Genomic DNA, 15,236 nt, shown 5'->3' with positions numbered 1-15,236 from the left:
GCCGGCTCGGCCGGCTCGAAGAACTCGACGGTCCGCTGCTGCTGCTCGCCAGCGATGCCAGCAGCTACATGACCGGCGCCGAGCTGGTGGTCGACGGCGGCATGGTCCACAAGGCGATCTGAGGAGCGATAATGCGGCGAACGTACACGCTCGACTAAAGCCATCGGACGATTCGAGGATAGCCCCCATGATGCATACCGGACATTGCTACTGCGGCGCGATACGCTACGAGATCAGCGCCGCGCCTGTGATCAACGCCCAGTGTCATTGCCGCGAATGCCAGTACTTCTCCGGCGGCAACCCGAACGTTTTCGTCGGCATCCCCGAGACGGGATTTCGATACGTAGTCGGAGAACCCAAGCGCTTCACGCGCTCAGATCTGAACTCACCGGTGACTCGTGAGTTCTGCGGCGAATGTGGCACGCAGCTGGTGTCTCGGTCGCCCGCTCTCCCCGGCGTTGCGATCCTCAAGCGCGGTACGCTCGACGACCCTGCAGTGTTCGGCAACCCACAGCTAGCCATCTTTACCTGCGACCGCCAGCCCTGGCATCACGTCGCCGATGGGGTCCGAAGCTTCGAGCGAGTGCCCGATTAGATCTCAGCCGCCGAGGGTGTAGTAACCACTACTTCATCTGACAGCTCGGCCCAGTCTCCGCGGTTCATGTTGTCGCCGCGGCGGGGAAGCTTACGCCAGCGCCCCTGATGCGGCCGCTCCTCGTTGTAGCCCCTGAGCCACGCATCCAGATCCGCCTGCAGCGCCTCGAGCGTCCGGTAGATCTTCTTGCGAAAGGCCACGCGGTAAAACTCGTCGAGGATGGTCTTGTGGAACCGCTCGACGATGCCGTGGGTCTGCGGGTTCTTTACCTTGGTGCGGCTGTGGTCGATATCCTCGACCGCCAGGTACAGCTCGTATTCGTGGCGCTCCGGATTGCCGCAATACTCCGTCCCGCGGTCGGTCAGCACGCGCAGCAGCCGGATGTCGTGCTCGTCGAAGAACGGCACCACCCGGTCGTTGAGCAGGTCCGCCGCCATGATCGGCGTCTTGCGGTCATACAGCTTGGTGAATGCCACCTTGCTGTACGTGTCCACGAAGGTCTGCTGATAAATCCGGCCGACCCCCTTGAGATTGCCGACATAAAACGTGTCCTGAGCGCCGCAGTAGCCCGGATGCTCGCTTTCGAATTCGCCGTGCGTTTCCTTCTCGGCCTTGGCCTTCTCGAGCGCGACGACCTGCGCCTCGGTCAGGACCGCACCCTCCTGCGCGGCCCTCGCTTCCAGCGCCTTGAGGCGCTTCTTCATCGTCTCGAGGTCGTGCCGCTGCCACACGCAGCGCACGCCCGCCGGCGAGATCGACAGCCCTTTCTTCGCCAGCTCGTTGGCCACCCGCACCTGACCGAACGCCGGCTGCTCCAGGGCCATCTCCACGACCGCCTCCTCGATTTCCGGCGCCACCCGATTCTTCAGGATCGGCTTGCGCCGCGAAATCTCCTGCAGCGCCAGTTCGCCGCCCTTCTCGTACAGCTCCTTGAAGCGGTTGAAGCTGTCGCGGCTGTAGCCCATCACCCGGCAGGCCTGGCTCACATTCCCCAACTGTTTGGCCAGCTCCAGCACCCCGGCCTTCGCCCGAATCACCTTCTGCGTCTGCGTCATCTCCTGTGTCCGTCTGATCGCGGTTTGCACCGCAGTGTACGGAGACCAGGACCGTCTGTCAGACTAAGTCGTGACTACTACAGATTAGGATGTCGTTGACGCCGCGGGTCTTGAGCTCGGTCATCACGCGCAGCCAGAACTTCGCGCCCTCGGCCTGCTCGATCCACAGCCCCAGAATCTCCTTGCGGCCGTCGCAGCGCATGCCGATGGCCAGGTACACGGCCTTGTTGCGCACGATGCCTTCGTCCCGGATCTTGACGCGCAGGGCGTCGAAGAACACGAAGGCGTAGGTCGATTCCAGCGGCCGGCTCTGCCAGGCCGCGACCTCGTCGAGCACCGCGTCGGTGACCGCCGAGACCAGATCCGGTGAGATGTCCACGCCGTACAGCTCGCGCACGTGCGCCTGGATGTCGCGTGTGCTCATGCCGCGGGCGTACAGCGCCACGATCTGGGCGTCGAAACCCGGAAACCGCCGCGGGTACTTGTCGATCAGCGCCGGGTCGAACCGCCCGTGCCGGTCCCGCGGAATCGACAGCGTCATCTCGCCGTCGGGCATGCGCACCGTCTTACGGCCGTGCCCATTTCGGTGATTGCCGGCGGCCTGCTCTTCTTCGCGTCCCAGATGAACGTCCATCTCGGCGTCGAGCATGCGCTCGGCCAGCGCCCTCTTCAGCTCGCCGATCAGGCCGTCCGATCTGAGAACGGTCTTGGGGTCGCGGCCGGCCAACAGCCGGTCCAACAGCTCGCCATCGAATGACGGCTTCTCCACTTGCGCTGCCATACTCGCTCCTTGTCCTCGTCACAACAGCGTATGGCTCACACCGAATTTCTGACACCCTCTGACGAACCGTTCTTCGCCTTCCCGCCCGAGGTGCGGCGGATCATCTACACGACGAACGCCATCGAGAGCGTGTATTCGCGGCTGCGCAAGATCATCAAGACCCGCGGCCATTTCCCGAACGACGAGGCCGCCACCAAGCTGACCTGACTGGCCCTGCGCAACATCACCGCCGACTGGAAGCGGGCGAGCAAGGAGTGGAAATCAGCGATGAAGCAGTTCGCGACACTGTAAGGCGACCGCTTCACCCTCGCGCCGCGCTGAGCGGAACGAGCAGAGATTCAAAAACCGCCTGACACACAAACATTCGGACAGCCCCCAGCCGAGCGATCTCCATCTGCTCCGGGCTCACCGGCTTGGTGCCTGGACCTTGCAGCCGACCCTCACGATCAGCCTTGACCCAGTTGTGCAGCGTCTGTTCTGCCACGCCAAGGATCGTGGCCGTGGCCGTCAGGCCCTGTCCGCCTTTGACCAGTCTAACCGCTTCGAGCTTGAACTCCAGCGTGTACTTCGCTCTCGTCGTCTTAGTCATTTCCGTTCTCCTTGCCAGAATTGAATCTCTCAGCAAGGGAGACGGGTTTCAGGGGCAAGCTCAGTGCGGGCATCCTTCTCCTCTCCACTTTGCCCGGCCTCCAGAGTCTATACACACTCTGCGGAGCGGGGCCCTATAGTCGCGCCCGTGCCAGCCGTCCCTGGCGAAATTTCATTCCATTTCACTGGCCCGGCCAAGCGTTTGCTCAACTCGTCGTGACATCAAGTCACGACCCGCCAAGGCAAACGCACCTTGGCCGGGCGTTCGCGAAATCGGGAGTGCCACCGGCACTCCCGATTTCGCTCACCCGTTCGGCAGCTTCATCAGGAAGCGGCAGATTGCTGGGCAGACGAAGATCGCGCCGATCATGTTGGCGAAGAACGCGAAGGTCAGCAGCAGGCCCATGTCGGCCTGGAACTGCAGGCCGGACATCAGCCAGGTCGCGACCGAGCCGGACAGTACAAGGCCTGTGAAGATCACCGGCTTGCCGGTCATGCGCAGGGTCTCGTAATAGGCGTCGGCAAGACTCTTGCCCTTCTTCACGAACTCCTCGATCGTCGAGTAGATGTAGATGCCGTAGTCGACGCCGATGCCGACCGCCAGCGCCGCCACCGGCAGCGTCGCCACCTTCATGCCGATACCCTTGATCGCCATCAGCGCGAGGATCAGGCTCGACACCACGTACAGCGGCGCGAGAATCGAGAACACGCCGGCAGCGTTGCGAAAGCTGAGCCACAAAAAGACGATGATCACCGCGTAGACGTAGTAGACGATCGGTTTGTCCTTGGCCTTGACCACTTCGTTGGACGCCGCCATCACGCCACCCTGTGCGCTGGCGAGCGCGAAGTTCACCGGGCACGGCTTATCAAAGCTTTTTAGCTTGGCTTCCGACTGCGCCACCTTCTCGCGTAGCGCGATGACCCGCGCGTCCTCGTCCACCTGCGCGTCGCTGAAGTCTCGTGCCTTGAGCGAGGTGATCAGGTTCTTCAGCGCGACCTCGTCCTCGCCCAATGCGCGACGTGCGGCGATTTTGTCTTCGCAGTATGCCGGGTCGACGCCGGGGTTCAGCTCGAACCACTGTTCGGCGTTCTGCTTGTTGAAGGCCTTGGTCTTGGTCGTGATCCGATCGAGCGTGGTGGCCTTGTGGTCCTTGGTGAACACGAAGACCGCCATCGCCGAGCAGTCCGGATTGAGTAGGCCGGATGAGGTCGGAATCGGCGTGATCGCCTGCACCATCACGTACTGGTTGCGCGGCAGCACGCGAAACTTCGGCATGCCTTCGGAAAACGCCGAGTTGACGGTGCGTGCGGCCCAAGGCAGCGACAGGATCGAGGCCACGCCCGGGTCGTTCTGGATGTGCCAGCCGAAGCGGTCGATCTGCTCCATCACGTCGTATTTGATGCACGACTCTGGATCGGTCTCGGCGATCACCTTGATGATGTCGGTGCCGATCGTGAAATTCGCGGTGATGGCGTCGGAATCCTTGTTGTAGCGCGAATCCGGCCGCAGCTCGGGCACGCCCGACTGCGCGTCGCCGTAGATCATGTCTTCGCTCTTCCACAGCGACCAACCGTAGAGGCCGGCGAGCGCCATGATGATCAGCGCCGCCGGCACCGGCTTGGTCACCACCGTCATCGCGCGAAACACGGGGTTGAAGATCGCCTCCCGTGCTTCCTGTTTCTTGACGAAGTCCTCGACGTCCTTGACGTCCATGTACGTCAACCAGATCGGCATCAGGATCTTGTTGGTGACGATGATCGCGATCATGCCGTAGGAGGCGTTGAGCGCCATCTCGCGGATGATGTCGATCGGGATCAGCAAAATCGTCAGAAAGCCGGCGAGGTCGGTGATGAGCGCCGTGGTGCCGGGAATCGCCAGGCGACGGAAGGTCTCGAGCGAGGCATCAAAGCCGTTCTTGCCGGTCGCCAGCTCCGACACCCACGAGCTGGTGTACTGCACGCCGTGCGAGACCGAGACGGACAGGATCAGGAACGGGACCAGGATCGCGAACGGATCGAGACCAAAGCCACTGGCGGTGAGCAGGCCGAACTCCCAGATCACCGCGATGAACGAGCACACGAGCGGCAGCACCGACAGCTTGAAACTGCCGAGGTAGAGAATCAGCAGCACGAAGGTCATGCCCAGCGCGACGAAGAAGTACATGATCACTTCGTTCGCCGCGTCGGTGACGTCGCCGATGACCTTGGCGAAGCCGACGATGTGGATGTCGACCTGGTCATCTTGGTAAGCGCCGCGGATCTTTTCTTCGAGCTGCTTGGCGACCTCGCGGTAGTCGAGCTTTTTGCCCGTCACCGGGTCGATTTCGAGCAGCTCGGCAAACACCATCGCCCCGGTCTGGTCGCGCGACACGTAGCGCCCCACGTGACCGCCCTTGCCGACGTTGGCGCGCACCAGCGCGAACATCTCCTCGGTCGGCTGGTACTCGGCCGGAATCACGTTGCCGCCGGCAAATCCGCCTTCGACCACCTCGACGTAGCGCACGTCTGGCGTGAACAGCGAGGACACGCGCGAGCGGTCCACGCCCGGCAGGAAGAACACCTCGTCGGTGACCTGCTTGAGCTTGCTGAGGAAGTGCTCGTTGTAGATGTCGCGGCTCTTGTCCTTCTGGATCAGGGCAACCAGGATGGTGTTGGCACCGCCGAAGTCGTCCTCGTACTGCTTGAGCACCTTCATGTACGGATGTTCGAGCGGGATCGACTTGTCGAAACCGGCATCCACGTGGGTGCCGGCCGCGAACCACGCGAAGATCGCGGTCAGCACGCCCAGCAACACCAGCATCAACACACGCTTGCCATAGACGATCGGCTCGACGACTGCGAGGATCTTTTCCTGTGAGAAGAAGGATTTGCCAGCCATGCGCCCAGTCCCCCGGTGTTCGTCGCAATGATTCTTGTGTAGTCAGTTCAGGGCGATGCGCTGCACGCCCGATTCGCCGACCGCCAGCAGCACCCCGTCGACGGCGATGGCCGCAGACAGTGCCGTGCCCGCGGCCGACTTCAGCACCTGCACGTCCTCGACGCCGTTGGCCGAGACGATGATGTTGCCGTTGACGCCGACCATGACCTTGCGGCCGTCATCGAGCACGGTACCACCGAACATCGACGCGACCGTGCCCGTGTCGACCTCACGCCACTGCGCGGACGCGGCATCGTCGCTGACGAAGACGTTGCCGCGCAGGCCGAAGATCACCACCCCCTTTTCGCCATACGGCAGCGCACCGAACAGCGAGCTGTCGTAGGGCGACGTGATCGTCTCCCAGGTCTGGCCTTCGTCGGTGGACATGGCCAGCGTACCCGACTCGCCGGCAATGAACAGCGTGCCGTCGGCAAGACGCGTGATCGCATTGAAGTGCCACTCGTCCTCGCGGATCGGGCTGTCGACCTCCTCCCACGTGGTGCCACCGTCGGTGGTCCGGTAGAACAGCCCGTAGGCGCCGACCGCGAAACCGCGCTGCGTGTCGAGGAACAGCACGTCGAGCAGCGGCATTTCCAGCTCCGGCTCGAAGTTCTGCAGTTCCCAGGTCCGGCCGCCGTCTGCGGTGTGCAGGATCACCGCGTCGTGCCCCACGGCCCAGCCGTGATCGGCATCGGCGAAGTCCACCGCCGTCAGCGGCGCACGCGTCGGCGTGGGCACCTGCGCCCAGGTGGCGCCGTCGTTGGAGACGATCACCGCGCCGCGATCGCCGACGGCGATCAGGTGGCGGCCGGTATCGACGATATCGAGCAGCAGGCTGCTCGGCGTCAGCGGCATGATCTCCGACGGCAGCGATTTGACGATGGGTTCCACACCGGCATCGTCCGCCTCGTCCTGTGCCAGCACCGGTGCTGCCACGAACAGCATCGCCGACAGCAGGCCGGCACGCTTGACCGCGCAAAACTTACTCATGGTCCTCTCCTCACCGGATACCGCAGTATTTGCCGTATCCGCGCCTGATCCATCGCTGCTGACCCCAAAGCCCGCTGCCTCATTTCTTCGCCAGCCGCGAAACCCTGCGCGGCTCGAAATGATCTTCGTCGAACACCCAGGTGACCGTCTCCGCACGCTCGTTGTTCAAAGCCTGGGCGAGGTAGCGGTTCCCCGGTAGATCGTACACCGTTTCGCATACCGGCAGCTCGTAAGGATGGTCGTAGGCGACCACGCTGTGCGCCTCCTGCAACTGCCACAGCCCGCCGCGCGCATCGAAAACGTCGACCACGCGGATCTGCCAGCCGTCCTCATCGACATAGAAGCGCCGCCGCTTGTAGCGGTGCGCACTGCCCGGCCGCAGCTGCCCCTCGACCACCCAGACGCGGCGCAACTCATAGCGGGTGTGCTCCTGAGCGAGGTGACGCTTGCCGAGGATGTCGGCGTAGCGCAGCGTATCGCTGTGCAGGCGATAGCTGTTGGCCGGCACGTACAGCAACTGCTTGCCGAGGAGCTCAAGGTCGTAGCGCTCGGTCGGCCCGTTGAACATGTCGGCCTGGTCGTGGGTGCGCAGGCCGTCCGCGCCGAGCGCCGGCGTATCGAAACCGGCAACGGTGACCCGGCGCAGGCGTTGCTGGCCCGGACTATGCTGCCAGATGCGCCTGGCTGCAGTGATCGGGTCGCGCGTTTCGTGCAGCAGCAGGATGGAACCTTCCAGGCGCGGCGGCGCGGTCACCAACGCCAGCGCGTAGTACAGCACCGGATCGAGCGCTTCGGGCGATTGCCCCGGCAAGGCGTAACGGAAGTGCAGGTCCTCGCGGAACGTGGTCTGGTTGTAGTCGCCGGACGCCGGCACCACGAACTGGTCGTTCCACCGTCGCACCGAGATGCCGCGATAGCGCACCTTGTGGTTCCAGATCACCTCGAAGCCATTGCTCGGGATCGGAAACGGCACACCGGTCACCGCGCCACTGAGCACCTCGCCATTGCCCTGCAGCTCCGCGCGCAAGGCGTTGGCGCGGCTGGCCTCGTAGACGAAGACCGGATTGGCGAAGCTGCGTCGCGTCGGATACACCGGCATGCGATAGCTGTCGGGGAAGCGGCGCAGCAACGCGCGCTGCCCCTCGCTCAGATACGCCGCGTGGCGCGCGAGATTGTCCGCCGAGATCGTGAACAGCGGCGCATCATCGGGGTAAGGATCGCAATAGCGCTGCCCGGGTCCGGCAAAGCAGGGCGGCGGCGCGGCCAGTCCGCCGGTCCACGCCGGAATCGCACCGTCCTCGCTCGCCGCCGCCTCGGCGCCGAACGGCGTCAGCTCGGCACCGAGTGCTGCGGCCTGTTCCTCGGTGACGCGCGCCTGCGCGCCGGTGGCGAGCAACAAGAACAAGGCCGGCAGGGCCGAACGGTAGCCCTGCCGGCCGATGCGCATCCTCCGCATGCAATCAAAACTGGTAGCCGACCCAGAGCAGTAGATTGTCGCGGTCATGCGCCGCGTCGCGCCGGTGCTCGCCGGTGAACCAGGTGTAGCGGATCTCTCCGGTGTATGTGGACAGATAGTCCCAGCGCAGGCCGCCGAGAATCTGCTTGCGCCCTTCGACGAAGTTCTGCCCGAGGCCGGGCGCGACGCCTTCGACGTCGTGGAACAGCGCCGCCAGGATCTCGAAGTTGATGCCGGCGAAGGCGCTGTCGTAGCGGGTCAGCGTCACCAACCGATAACCGTACGAGATCTCGGTGCCGAAGCCGGTCAGATCGGGATGCGCCGTCGGGTTCTGGCGCAGATTGGGGTCGGAGCGGTTGGTCGACGGATCGTTGGGATCGGTGCGCACATCGATCGGATTGATGCCGGCGCTGCCGTCGGCGCCCCCGGAAATGTGGGTGTTGACGCCGGCCCCCTGGAACTGCAGCTCGTCGATGGCCGGCATGTCGAAGACCTGGGTCATGCCCAGTTCGAGCAGGAAGGTGATCTGGCTCGCACCGAGCGGATTGTCGCCACCGATCAGCTTGAGGAAGGTCGTACCGAGCTGGCCGACCTTCATGCGCTCGTAGCCGCGGATGTAGTCACCAGGACCGTATTGCTCGCCGCGATAGACCGAAACGAAGTCCGGCACCGCGGTGCGACGGCCGGGCAAGGTCGCGATCGGCTCGAGGCTGTAGTCGTTGGCCGGAAACGCTGGCTGCAGACCGGCGAACACCAAATCCGTCACGTGCACTTGCACCGGCAGATTGTCGCGGAAGGCGTACTCGCCCGACCAGGCCCAATCACCGAGCGTGGTGTTGAACGACAGGCCGTACACGTGCACGTCTTCCGGGTACTCGATGAAATAACGGATCGAACCGACCGGCAAAGGATCCCGTTCGCCGGTGGAGGGCTGCAGCGGAATGGGGGCGCCGGCTGCGGCCAAGAGGTTGGTCGGCGGCACGCCGCAGACGGTCGGATCGAGCAACTGCAAGGCGTTGAGCGCGGTCTGCGTCGGCAGCGCGCCCAGCAAGGCACCGAGGGCTCCGCCGATCACCGGCAACTCGCCCACGGCCGACTGGTCCGGGATGCACGTGGCGTCGGCAGCGAGGATCGAGATCGAGGGGATGCGCGAATGATAGTTCGCGTAGTACAGGCCGATTTCGGTGCCGTTGTTCAGGCCTTCGAAATACGCCTTGAACGCGGCCCCGTACTGGCCACCGTCCTCCGGGCGGCGGCGACGCTCTTCGTCGAAGTCGCGGAGCATCGTGCGGTCCGACTGCGAACCGAGCACCGAGGACGGGTCGTCCGGATTGCGCCAGGGACGATACAGCTCCAGCGGATCCTCCGGCGCCTTGCCGAAGGACAGCATCGCGTATTTGGCGCCGGCACCCGCGATGTCCACCGTCGAGAAAAAGCTGCCGACCGGATCGACGACGAAAGGCTCCCAGTCGTACTGGTAGAACACTTCGAGATTGAAACCGTCGGCGACATCCATGTTCAAGGAGGCCATGCCCACCGGCAGGAACAGCTCCTTGATGTCGAAACCCGGCAGGCGCAGCAGCGCCTGGTTCAAGGGGTTGATCGTGTTGAGGCTGTTGAGCGCCAGAAAGCCGCTCTCGCCCCAGTTGATCACGTGATTGCCCAGCTTGAAGCTGACCAGGCGATCGCCCAGCTCGAAGGTCCGGCTGACGAAGTAGTCGAGCAGGCGCGCGTCGTTGGCGTTCTCATCCTTGGCGACGTCCGGGTACTCGGTGCGCGAGGGTTGCAGGGTGGTATCGGGATGGCGCTCGTCGAAGCTGTTGTAGTTCTCGTCGAAGAAGTAGATCCCGCGGGCGAAGACGTTGAAGCCGAACAGATCGACGTTCAGATCGGTGGTGACCTTCGCCACCGCATGGACGATGTCGTGCTTGTCGAAGTTGAGGTTGCCGTTGTCGCCATTGGGCTGGAAGCCGCCCGGCTGGGCGATGAAGAAGTTGTTGCGGTTGCCGAAGTCGGGATCCTCGACCGTAGCCGAACAGGTGTCGCCGAAGAAGGTATTGGAATTGGGATCGGGGTCCGGTCCAAAGACCCCGTCGTCGCCGACACGGCCCACGCACAGCCCCGGGTTGAGATTCGACTTGCCGACCAGGCTGACGTCACGATCCTGCATGCGCAGCATGCCGCCGATCGTGATCAGGTTGTCGAGCCGCACGTTGGTGCCCGCGATGTCGAACTCCAGCGCATGCGCCGCGCCGCCCCAGAGCATCACCGCCACGGCGCTCAGGATCGTGAGCCGCCGGCAGGCAGCATGACGACAATCGATTTCCATCCTCTGCTCCCAGTGTTCTGCCTCGAACGTTCACGTGTCGATGCGCGGAAGGAAGCAGGGCGTGACCGGCCCCGCGACACGGCGGCGTGTGAGCCCGACCTCCTCGCACAACGGAAACCTGCATCCGGTTTCTTCGCTGATGATGTGGCGCGTTTCCGACGAAGCACGCCGCTGCGGCGAGTTTTAACAGACGCCTAACAAGGGCGCAAGAAAACCAACGGCGCGATCAGTCGCGATCGATCCAGATCAGGCTGGCCATGCGTCCGCAGCGACCGTCGCGGCGATGCGAGAACCATCGACGCGGATCGCCGACGGTGCACAGTCCGCCGCCGTGAACCGCGCGCACGCCACAGGCCCGCAGCCGGCCACGCGCGAGCGCGAACAGGTCGGCGTACCAGCGATCGCCGGCGCCGCGCCTGAAGCACGCATGGTTGCCGGCATCAGCGGCAAGGAAACGCTCGCGCACCTCGGGACCGACCTCGAACGCATCCGCGCCGATCGCCGGCCCCAGCCAGGCGAGCACGCGCGCCGCCGGACACGGCAAGGCTGCGAGCACGGCCTCGAGTACGCCGTCCGCGAGCCCGCGCCAACCGGCGTGCGCAGCGGCGACCACGGCGCCGTCGTCGCTGCACAGCAGCACGGGCAGGCAATCCGCAGTCTGCACCGCGCAGACCACGCCGGGCCGGTCGGTCCACGCCGCATCGGCCATCGGCTGCGCGACTGCGCACGGCAGTCGCACGACCGCCGTGCCATGCACCTGGCACAGCCACTGCGGCGCATCCGGCAGCAGGGCCTGCAGGCGGCGCCGGTTCTCGGCGACGTGCGCCGGCACGTCGCCCACGTGCTCGCCGAGGTTGAGGCTCGCGAACGGGCCTTGGCTGACACCGCCGCTGCGCTGTGTCTGCAGCGCGCGCACGCGCGCCGGCGCCGGCCATTGCGGGATCAGGACGTCGAGCCCGGGGTTCACTGGCCGCCGTGCGGTGCATGCCGACGCAGCAGGGCATAGAGCCGCTGCATGTCCGCGGGCGCCGGCCGATGCCAGCTCACCTGCTCGCCGCTGCGCGGATGCGCCAACGCCAGTTCGCGCGCGTGCAGCGCCTGACGCCGCATGCCCTGCAGCGCTTCGCGCAACTCGATCGGCAGGCCGCCACAACGCAGCGGCCCGCCGTACAGTGGGTCGCCGACGATCGGATGACGCAAGTGCGCCAGATGCACGCGGATCTGGTGTGTGCGTCCGGTTTCCAGCCGCACGTCCAGGCGCGTGAACAGGGTGAAGCGTTCGCCGATGCGGTAGTGGGTGACGGCGTCGCGGCCGCCGTGCTCGACCACCGCCATGCGCAGACGGTCGCGCGGATGGCGGCCGATCGGCAGGTCGATGGTCGCGCCGCTGATCAGCTCGCCCTGCACCAGCGCCTCGTACTCGCGCCGGATCTCACGCGCCTGCAGGGCCGCAACCAGATGCGCGTGCGCCTTGAGGTTGAGGGCGACGACCATCAGCCCCGAGGTGTCCTTGTCGAGCCGGTGCACGATGCCGGCGCGCGGCAGCGTTGCCGTTTGCGGAAAGTGGTGCAGCAGTGCGTTCTGCAGCGTGCCGTCGCGCTGCCCGGCGCCGGGGTGGACGGTCAGCCCGGCCGGCTTGTCGATGACCGCGAGATCGCGGTCGGCGTGGACGACGTCGATCGGCAGATCCTGCGGCTCCAGCCGCAGCTCCTGCTCGATCTCCTCGGCCAGCAGCCGCAGTTGCGCGCCGGCACGCACGGCGCTGCGGCAACGTGTGACGACCTCGCCGTCGACCTGCAAACGCCCGGCCTCGATGAAGGCCTGCAGGCGCGAACGCGAATAGTCGGCGAACAACTGTGCGCAGACTGCGTCCAGCCGCTTGCCTTCGCCGTCGTCCGGAACCCTGGCGTACAGCACGAGGTCGGTGTCATCGTCCGGGTCCACCGCGGTCATCGGCTATACTCGCTCGCTCTTTTCGTCGCCGCCACAGGCTCTGTCGATCCGATGCGTGTCCGCATTCCCGTCGTTCTGGCGATCACCGGCCTTATCTGCGCGTGCAGCTCGGACCCCAATCGTCCGCCGCCCGAGAATCCGTTCCGTCCGGAGCAGACCTCGATCCGCGAACAGCGTCTGCAGGCGGGCGAATTGTACCGACTCGCGCGCGCCGCCCTGGAATCCAGCGACTTCGCCGGCGCACTCAGCCGCTACAGCCAGCTCACCCTGCGCTTTCCGTTCACCGACTACGCCGTGCAGGCGCAGGTCGAGCGCGTCTATGCGCTGTATCGCAACTACCAGCCGGACGAGGCGCTCGCCGCGGCCGATCGCTTCCTGCGCGACTACCCACGTCACCCGCACGCAGCCTACGTGCAGTACATCAAGGGCCTGGTGAACTTCGACCGCGACCGCGGCATCGCCGAGAGCCTCGGCTTCGATACCACGAGCCGCGACACCAGCAGCCTGCGCCGCGCGTTCGACGACTTCGGCGTGCTGATCCAGCGCTATCCGCAAAGCCCTTATGTGGCCGACGCGCGCGCGCGCATGATCTACCTGCGCAACCGCATCGCCGAGCACGAACTGTCCGTGGTGCGCTACTACATGCGCCGCGGCGCCTTCGTCGCCGCCGCCAAGCGCGCCGAGCAGATCGTCGCCCAGTATCCGGGCGCACCGGCCACGCTCGATGCGCTGAGCCTACTCGAAGAAAGCTACGCGGCGCTCGACCTCCACGTGCAGGCCGAGGACGCGCGCAGGCTGCGCGAAGCCTACCTGAAGACCTCTGCCGAGGCGGCCGCCGTGGCCGGCCCGGCCGAGACCGCGCACGCACCGCTGCCGGATCAGATGTCGCCGTAAACGGCGGTGAGCGGGTATCTTCGCTCGCGCCCGAACGCACACTGCGTGATTTTCGGCCCCGGCGGGGCCTGGCGGCGCTTGTACTCGGAGCGCCGCACCAGCGAGGCGATACGCTTGACCACGGCCTCGTCGAAACCGCGTTCGACGATCTGCGGGATCGACAACTGCTGTTCGACGTAGAGCTGCAGCAAGGGGTCGAGCACCTCGTACGGCGGCAGCGAGTCCGAATCCTTCTGGTCGGGGCGCAGTTCGGCGCTGGGCGCTCGCGTCAGTACGCGTTCCGGAATCACCACACCGAGGCTGTTGCGATACCGGCACAGCGCGTAGACCAGGGTCTTGTAGACGTCCTTGATCGGCGCAAATCCCCCGCACATATCGCCGTAGAGCGTCGCATAGCCCACGGCCATCTCGCTCTTGTTCCCGGTAGTCAGCACGACGTGACCGAACTTGTTGGACAGCGCCATGAGCAGCACACCGCGGCAGCGCGACTGCAGATTCTCCTCGGTGAGATCGACCGCACGACCGGCGAAGCTGTCGGCGAGCGTCGCCGAAAACGCCTCGAACGCCGGCTCGATCGGCAGCACCGAGTGGCGGATACCCAGCGCCTCGGCCTCGATGCGCGCATCTTCGTTCGACATCGGTGCGGTATAGCGCGAGGGCAGCGACACGCCCCACACCCGCTCGGGACCGAGCGCGTCGGTGGCGATCGCCGCGACCAGCGCCGAATCGACGCCGCCGGACATGCCCACCAGCGCGCCGGGAAAGCCATTGCGATCGACGTAATCGCGCACCGACTGCACCAGTCCCCGGTAGATCACCGCTTCCGGCGACGCCTGCTCGCGCAGGCTGCCACGCCAGCGATGCCCGTCGAACTCGAGCGCGAACACGCCCTCCTCGAACAAGGGCGCGCTGAACGCGATGCGGCCGTCATGATCCACCGCAGTCGAATCGCCATCGAACAGCACATCGTCCTGGCCGCCGACGCAATTGACATAGGCGAGCGGCAGCCCGGTCTCGGCGACGCGCGCATCGAACACACGGCGGCGCTCTCGATGCTTGTCGATGGAAAACGGCGAGGCGTTGATGTTGATCAGCAGCTCTGCGCCGGCGGCCTTGGCCGCCGCCGCCGGGTTCGGCCCCCAGATGTCCTCGCAGATGCAAAGACCGATGCGCAGGCCCTCGTGATCGAACACCAGCGTGCGCCCACCCGGCTGGAAATGGCGACGCTCGTCGAAGACACCGTAGTTCGGCAAGCGCTGCTTGCGCGCGCGGGCGATGACGACGCCGTCACGGATCACGTAGGCGGCGTTGTAGATGACGCGCTCGGCGCCCTCGTTCGCGTACTCCGGCAGGCCGACCACCAGCGTGATGCCACGCACCTCACGCAGCAGACGCTCGACGCCCTGCTCGATCTGCGCCGGCATGCCCGAACGCAGCAGCAGATCGTCCGGCGGATAGCCGATCAGCGAGAGTTCCGGGCAGACCACGAGGCTGGCCCGCAGTTCGTCGCGCGCGCGCGACGCCGCGTCGACGATCTTGTCGACGTTGCCCTCGACGTCGCCGACCCAGAGATTGAGCTGGGCCAGCGCGAGTTTGAGCGGAGGCATCACCAAAGAAGAGATCGAGTCCGCAGACGAACGCCGATGAGCCCGGACGGAACGACGCTCATCCGCGTCGA

General features: G+C 65.4%; 10 protein-coding genes and 4 pseudogenes. 4 read left to right on the top strand and 10 right to left on the bottom strand.

The features are described from left to right. Together ABSH63_RS03240 and ABSH63_RS03235 are read left to right on the top strand one after the other, a co-directional pair. A partial coding sequence (locus ABSH63_RS03240) for an SDR family oxidoreductase (RefSeq protein ID WP_352887379.1) occupies positions 1 to 122 on the top strand: 122 nt, incomplete at its 5' end. Between the two features lie 65 nt (positions 123 to 187). Continuing rightward, a complete protein-coding gene (locus ABSH63_RS03235) occupies positions 188 to 595 on the top strand; it encodes a GFA family protein (protein WP_352887372.1) in 408 nt (135 codons plus the stop codon). A gap of 98 nt (positions 596 to 693) precedes the next feature. Here the strand turns inward: ABSH63_RS03235 and ABSH63_RS03230 are convergent. Together ABSH63_RS03230 and ABSH63_RS03225 are read right to left on the bottom strand one after the other, a co-directional pair. Beyond that, positions 694 to 1,650 (bottom strand): annotated as a pseudogene (locus tag ABSH63_RS03230) (IS481 family transposase); the annotation flags it as partial. Between the two features lie 82 nt (positions 1,651 to 1,732). Beyond that, positions 1,733 to 2,431: pseudogene (locus tag ABSH63_RS03225) on the bottom strand (IS256 family transposase); the annotation flags it as partial. 66 nt (positions 2,432 to 2,497) lie between these two features. On the opposite strand from ABSH63_RS03225, the pseudogene ABSH63_RS03220 reads away from it, so the two are divergent. Continuing rightward, a pseudogene (locus tag ABSH63_RS03220) lies at positions 2,498 to 2,722 on the top strand (transposase); the annotation flags it as partial. 79 nt (positions 2,723 to 2,801) lie between these two features. Here ABSH63_RS03220 and ABSH63_RS03215 read toward each other — a convergent pair. From ABSH63_RS03215 to rluD, 7 genes and pseudogenes are all read right to left on the bottom strand, one after another. Beyond that, positions 2,802 to 3,020: pseudogene (locus tag ABSH63_RS03215) on the bottom strand (transposase); the annotation flags it as partial. Positions 3,021 to 3,323: 303 nt separating this feature from the next. Continuing rightward, on the bottom strand, positions 3,324 to 5,897 hold the full coding sequence (locus ABSH63_RS03210; protein WP_352887370.1) for an efflux RND transporter permease subunit: 2,574 nt from the start codon (positions 5,895 to 5,897) through the stop codon (positions 3,324 to 3,326). Between the two features lie 42 nt (positions 5,898 to 5,939). Then, positions 5,940 to 6,926: a WD40/YVTN/BNR-like repeat-containing protein gene (locus ABSH63_RS03205; RefSeq protein ID WP_352887368.1), complete on the bottom strand. Its 987-nt coding sequence runs from the start codon at positions 6,924 to 6,926 to the stop codon at positions 5,940 to 5,942. Positions 6,927 to 7,005: 79 nt separating this feature from the next. Then, positions 7,006 to 8,382 (bottom strand): DUF1329 domain-containing protein, encoded by a 1,377-nt coding sequence (locus tag ABSH63_RS03200; RefSeq protein WP_352887366.1) that lies wholly within the window; start codon positions 8,380 to 8,382, stop codon positions 7,006 to 7,008. 4 nt (positions 8,383 to 8,386) lie between these two features. Continuing rightward, positions 8,387 to 10,711, bottom strand: coding sequence for a DUF1302 domain-containing protein (locus ABSH63_RS03195; RefSeq protein WP_352887365.1), 2,325 nt, complete (start codon positions 10,709 to 10,711; stop codon positions 8,387 to 8,389). A 226-nt stretch (positions 10,712 to 10,937) separates the two neighbouring features. Then, positions 10,938 to 11,678 carry a peptidoglycan editing factor PgeF gene (pgeF, locus tag ABSH63_RS03190; RefSeq protein ID WP_352887364.1) on the bottom strand — a complete coding sequence of 247 codons (741 nt, stop codon included), beginning with the start codon at positions 11,676 to 11,678 and terminating at the stop codon, positions 10,938 to 10,940. Continuing rightward, complete coding sequence (rluD, locus tag ABSH63_RS03185; RefSeq protein WP_352887362.1) at positions 11,675 to 12,664, bottom strand: 23S rRNA pseudouridine(1911/1915/1917) synthase RluD; 990 nt, start codon at positions 12,662 to 12,664, stop codon at positions 11,675 to 11,677. The genes pgeF and rluD overlap by 4 nt, the downstream gene beginning before the upstream one ends. 51 nt (positions 12,665 to 12,715) lie before the next feature. Between rluD and ABSH63_RS03180 the strand changes: the two genes are divergently transcribed. After that, a complete protein-coding gene (locus ABSH63_RS03180; protein WP_352887361.1) occupies positions 12,716 to 13,558 on the top strand; it encodes an outer membrane protein assembly factor BamD in 843 nt (280 codons plus the stop codon). Here the strand turns inward: ABSH63_RS03180 and ABSH63_RS03175 are convergent. Beyond that, entirely contained in the window at positions 13,543 to 15,165 is a 1,623-nt protein-coding gene (locus tag ABSH63_RS03175; RefSeq protein WP_434223240.1) for an NAD+ synthase, read from the bottom strand. The genes ABSH63_RS03180 and ABSH63_RS03175 overlap by 16 nt on opposite strands. Positions 15,166 to 15,236: the final 71 nt, after the last annotated feature.

The sequence above is a fragment of the Sinimarinibacterium thermocellulolyticum genome (genome assembly GCF_040327995.1).
Classification (GTDB): Bacteria; Pseudomonadota; Gammaproteobacteria; order Nevskiales; family Nevskiaceae; genus Solimonas; species Solimonas thermocellulolyticum.
This window is presented reverse-complemented; position numbering and strand designations above follow the sequence as displayed.

Excerpts from the sequence above, each read along its gene's own strand:
- ABSH63_RS03200 (WP_352887366.1), bottom strand. The coding sequence starts at position 8,382 with ATGCGGAGGATGCGCATCGGCCGGCAGGGCTACCGTTCGGCCCTGCCG.
- ABSH63_RS03175 (WP_434223240.1), bottom strand. The coding sequence starts at position 15,165 with ATGCCTCCGCTCAAACTCGCGCTGGCCCAGCTCAATCTCTGGGTCGGC.
- ABSH63_RS03205 (WP_352887368.1), bottom strand. The coding sequence starts at position 6,926 with ATGAGTAAGTTTTGCGCGGTCAAGCGTGCCGGCCTGCTGTCGGCGATG.
- ABSH63_RS03210 (WP_352887370.1), bottom strand. The coding sequence starts at position 5,897 with ATGGCTGGCAAATCCTTCTTCTCACAGGAAAAGATCCTCGCAGTCGTC.
- ABSH63_RS03235 (WP_352887372.1), top strand. The coding sequence starts at position 188 with ATGATGCATACCGGACATTGCTACTGCGGCGCGATACGCTACGAGATC.
- rluD (WP_352887362.1), bottom strand. The coding sequence starts at position 12,664 with ATGACCGCGGTGGACCCGGACGATGACACCGACCTCGTGCTGTACGCC.
- ABSH63_RS03195 (WP_352887365.1), bottom strand. The coding sequence starts at position 10,711 with ATGGAAATCGATTGTCGTCATGCTGCCTGCCGGCGGCTCACGATCCTG.
- ABSH63_RS03180 (WP_352887361.1), top strand. The coding sequence starts at position 12,716 with ATGCGTGTCCGCATTCCCGTCGTTCTGGCGATCACCGGCCTTATCTGC.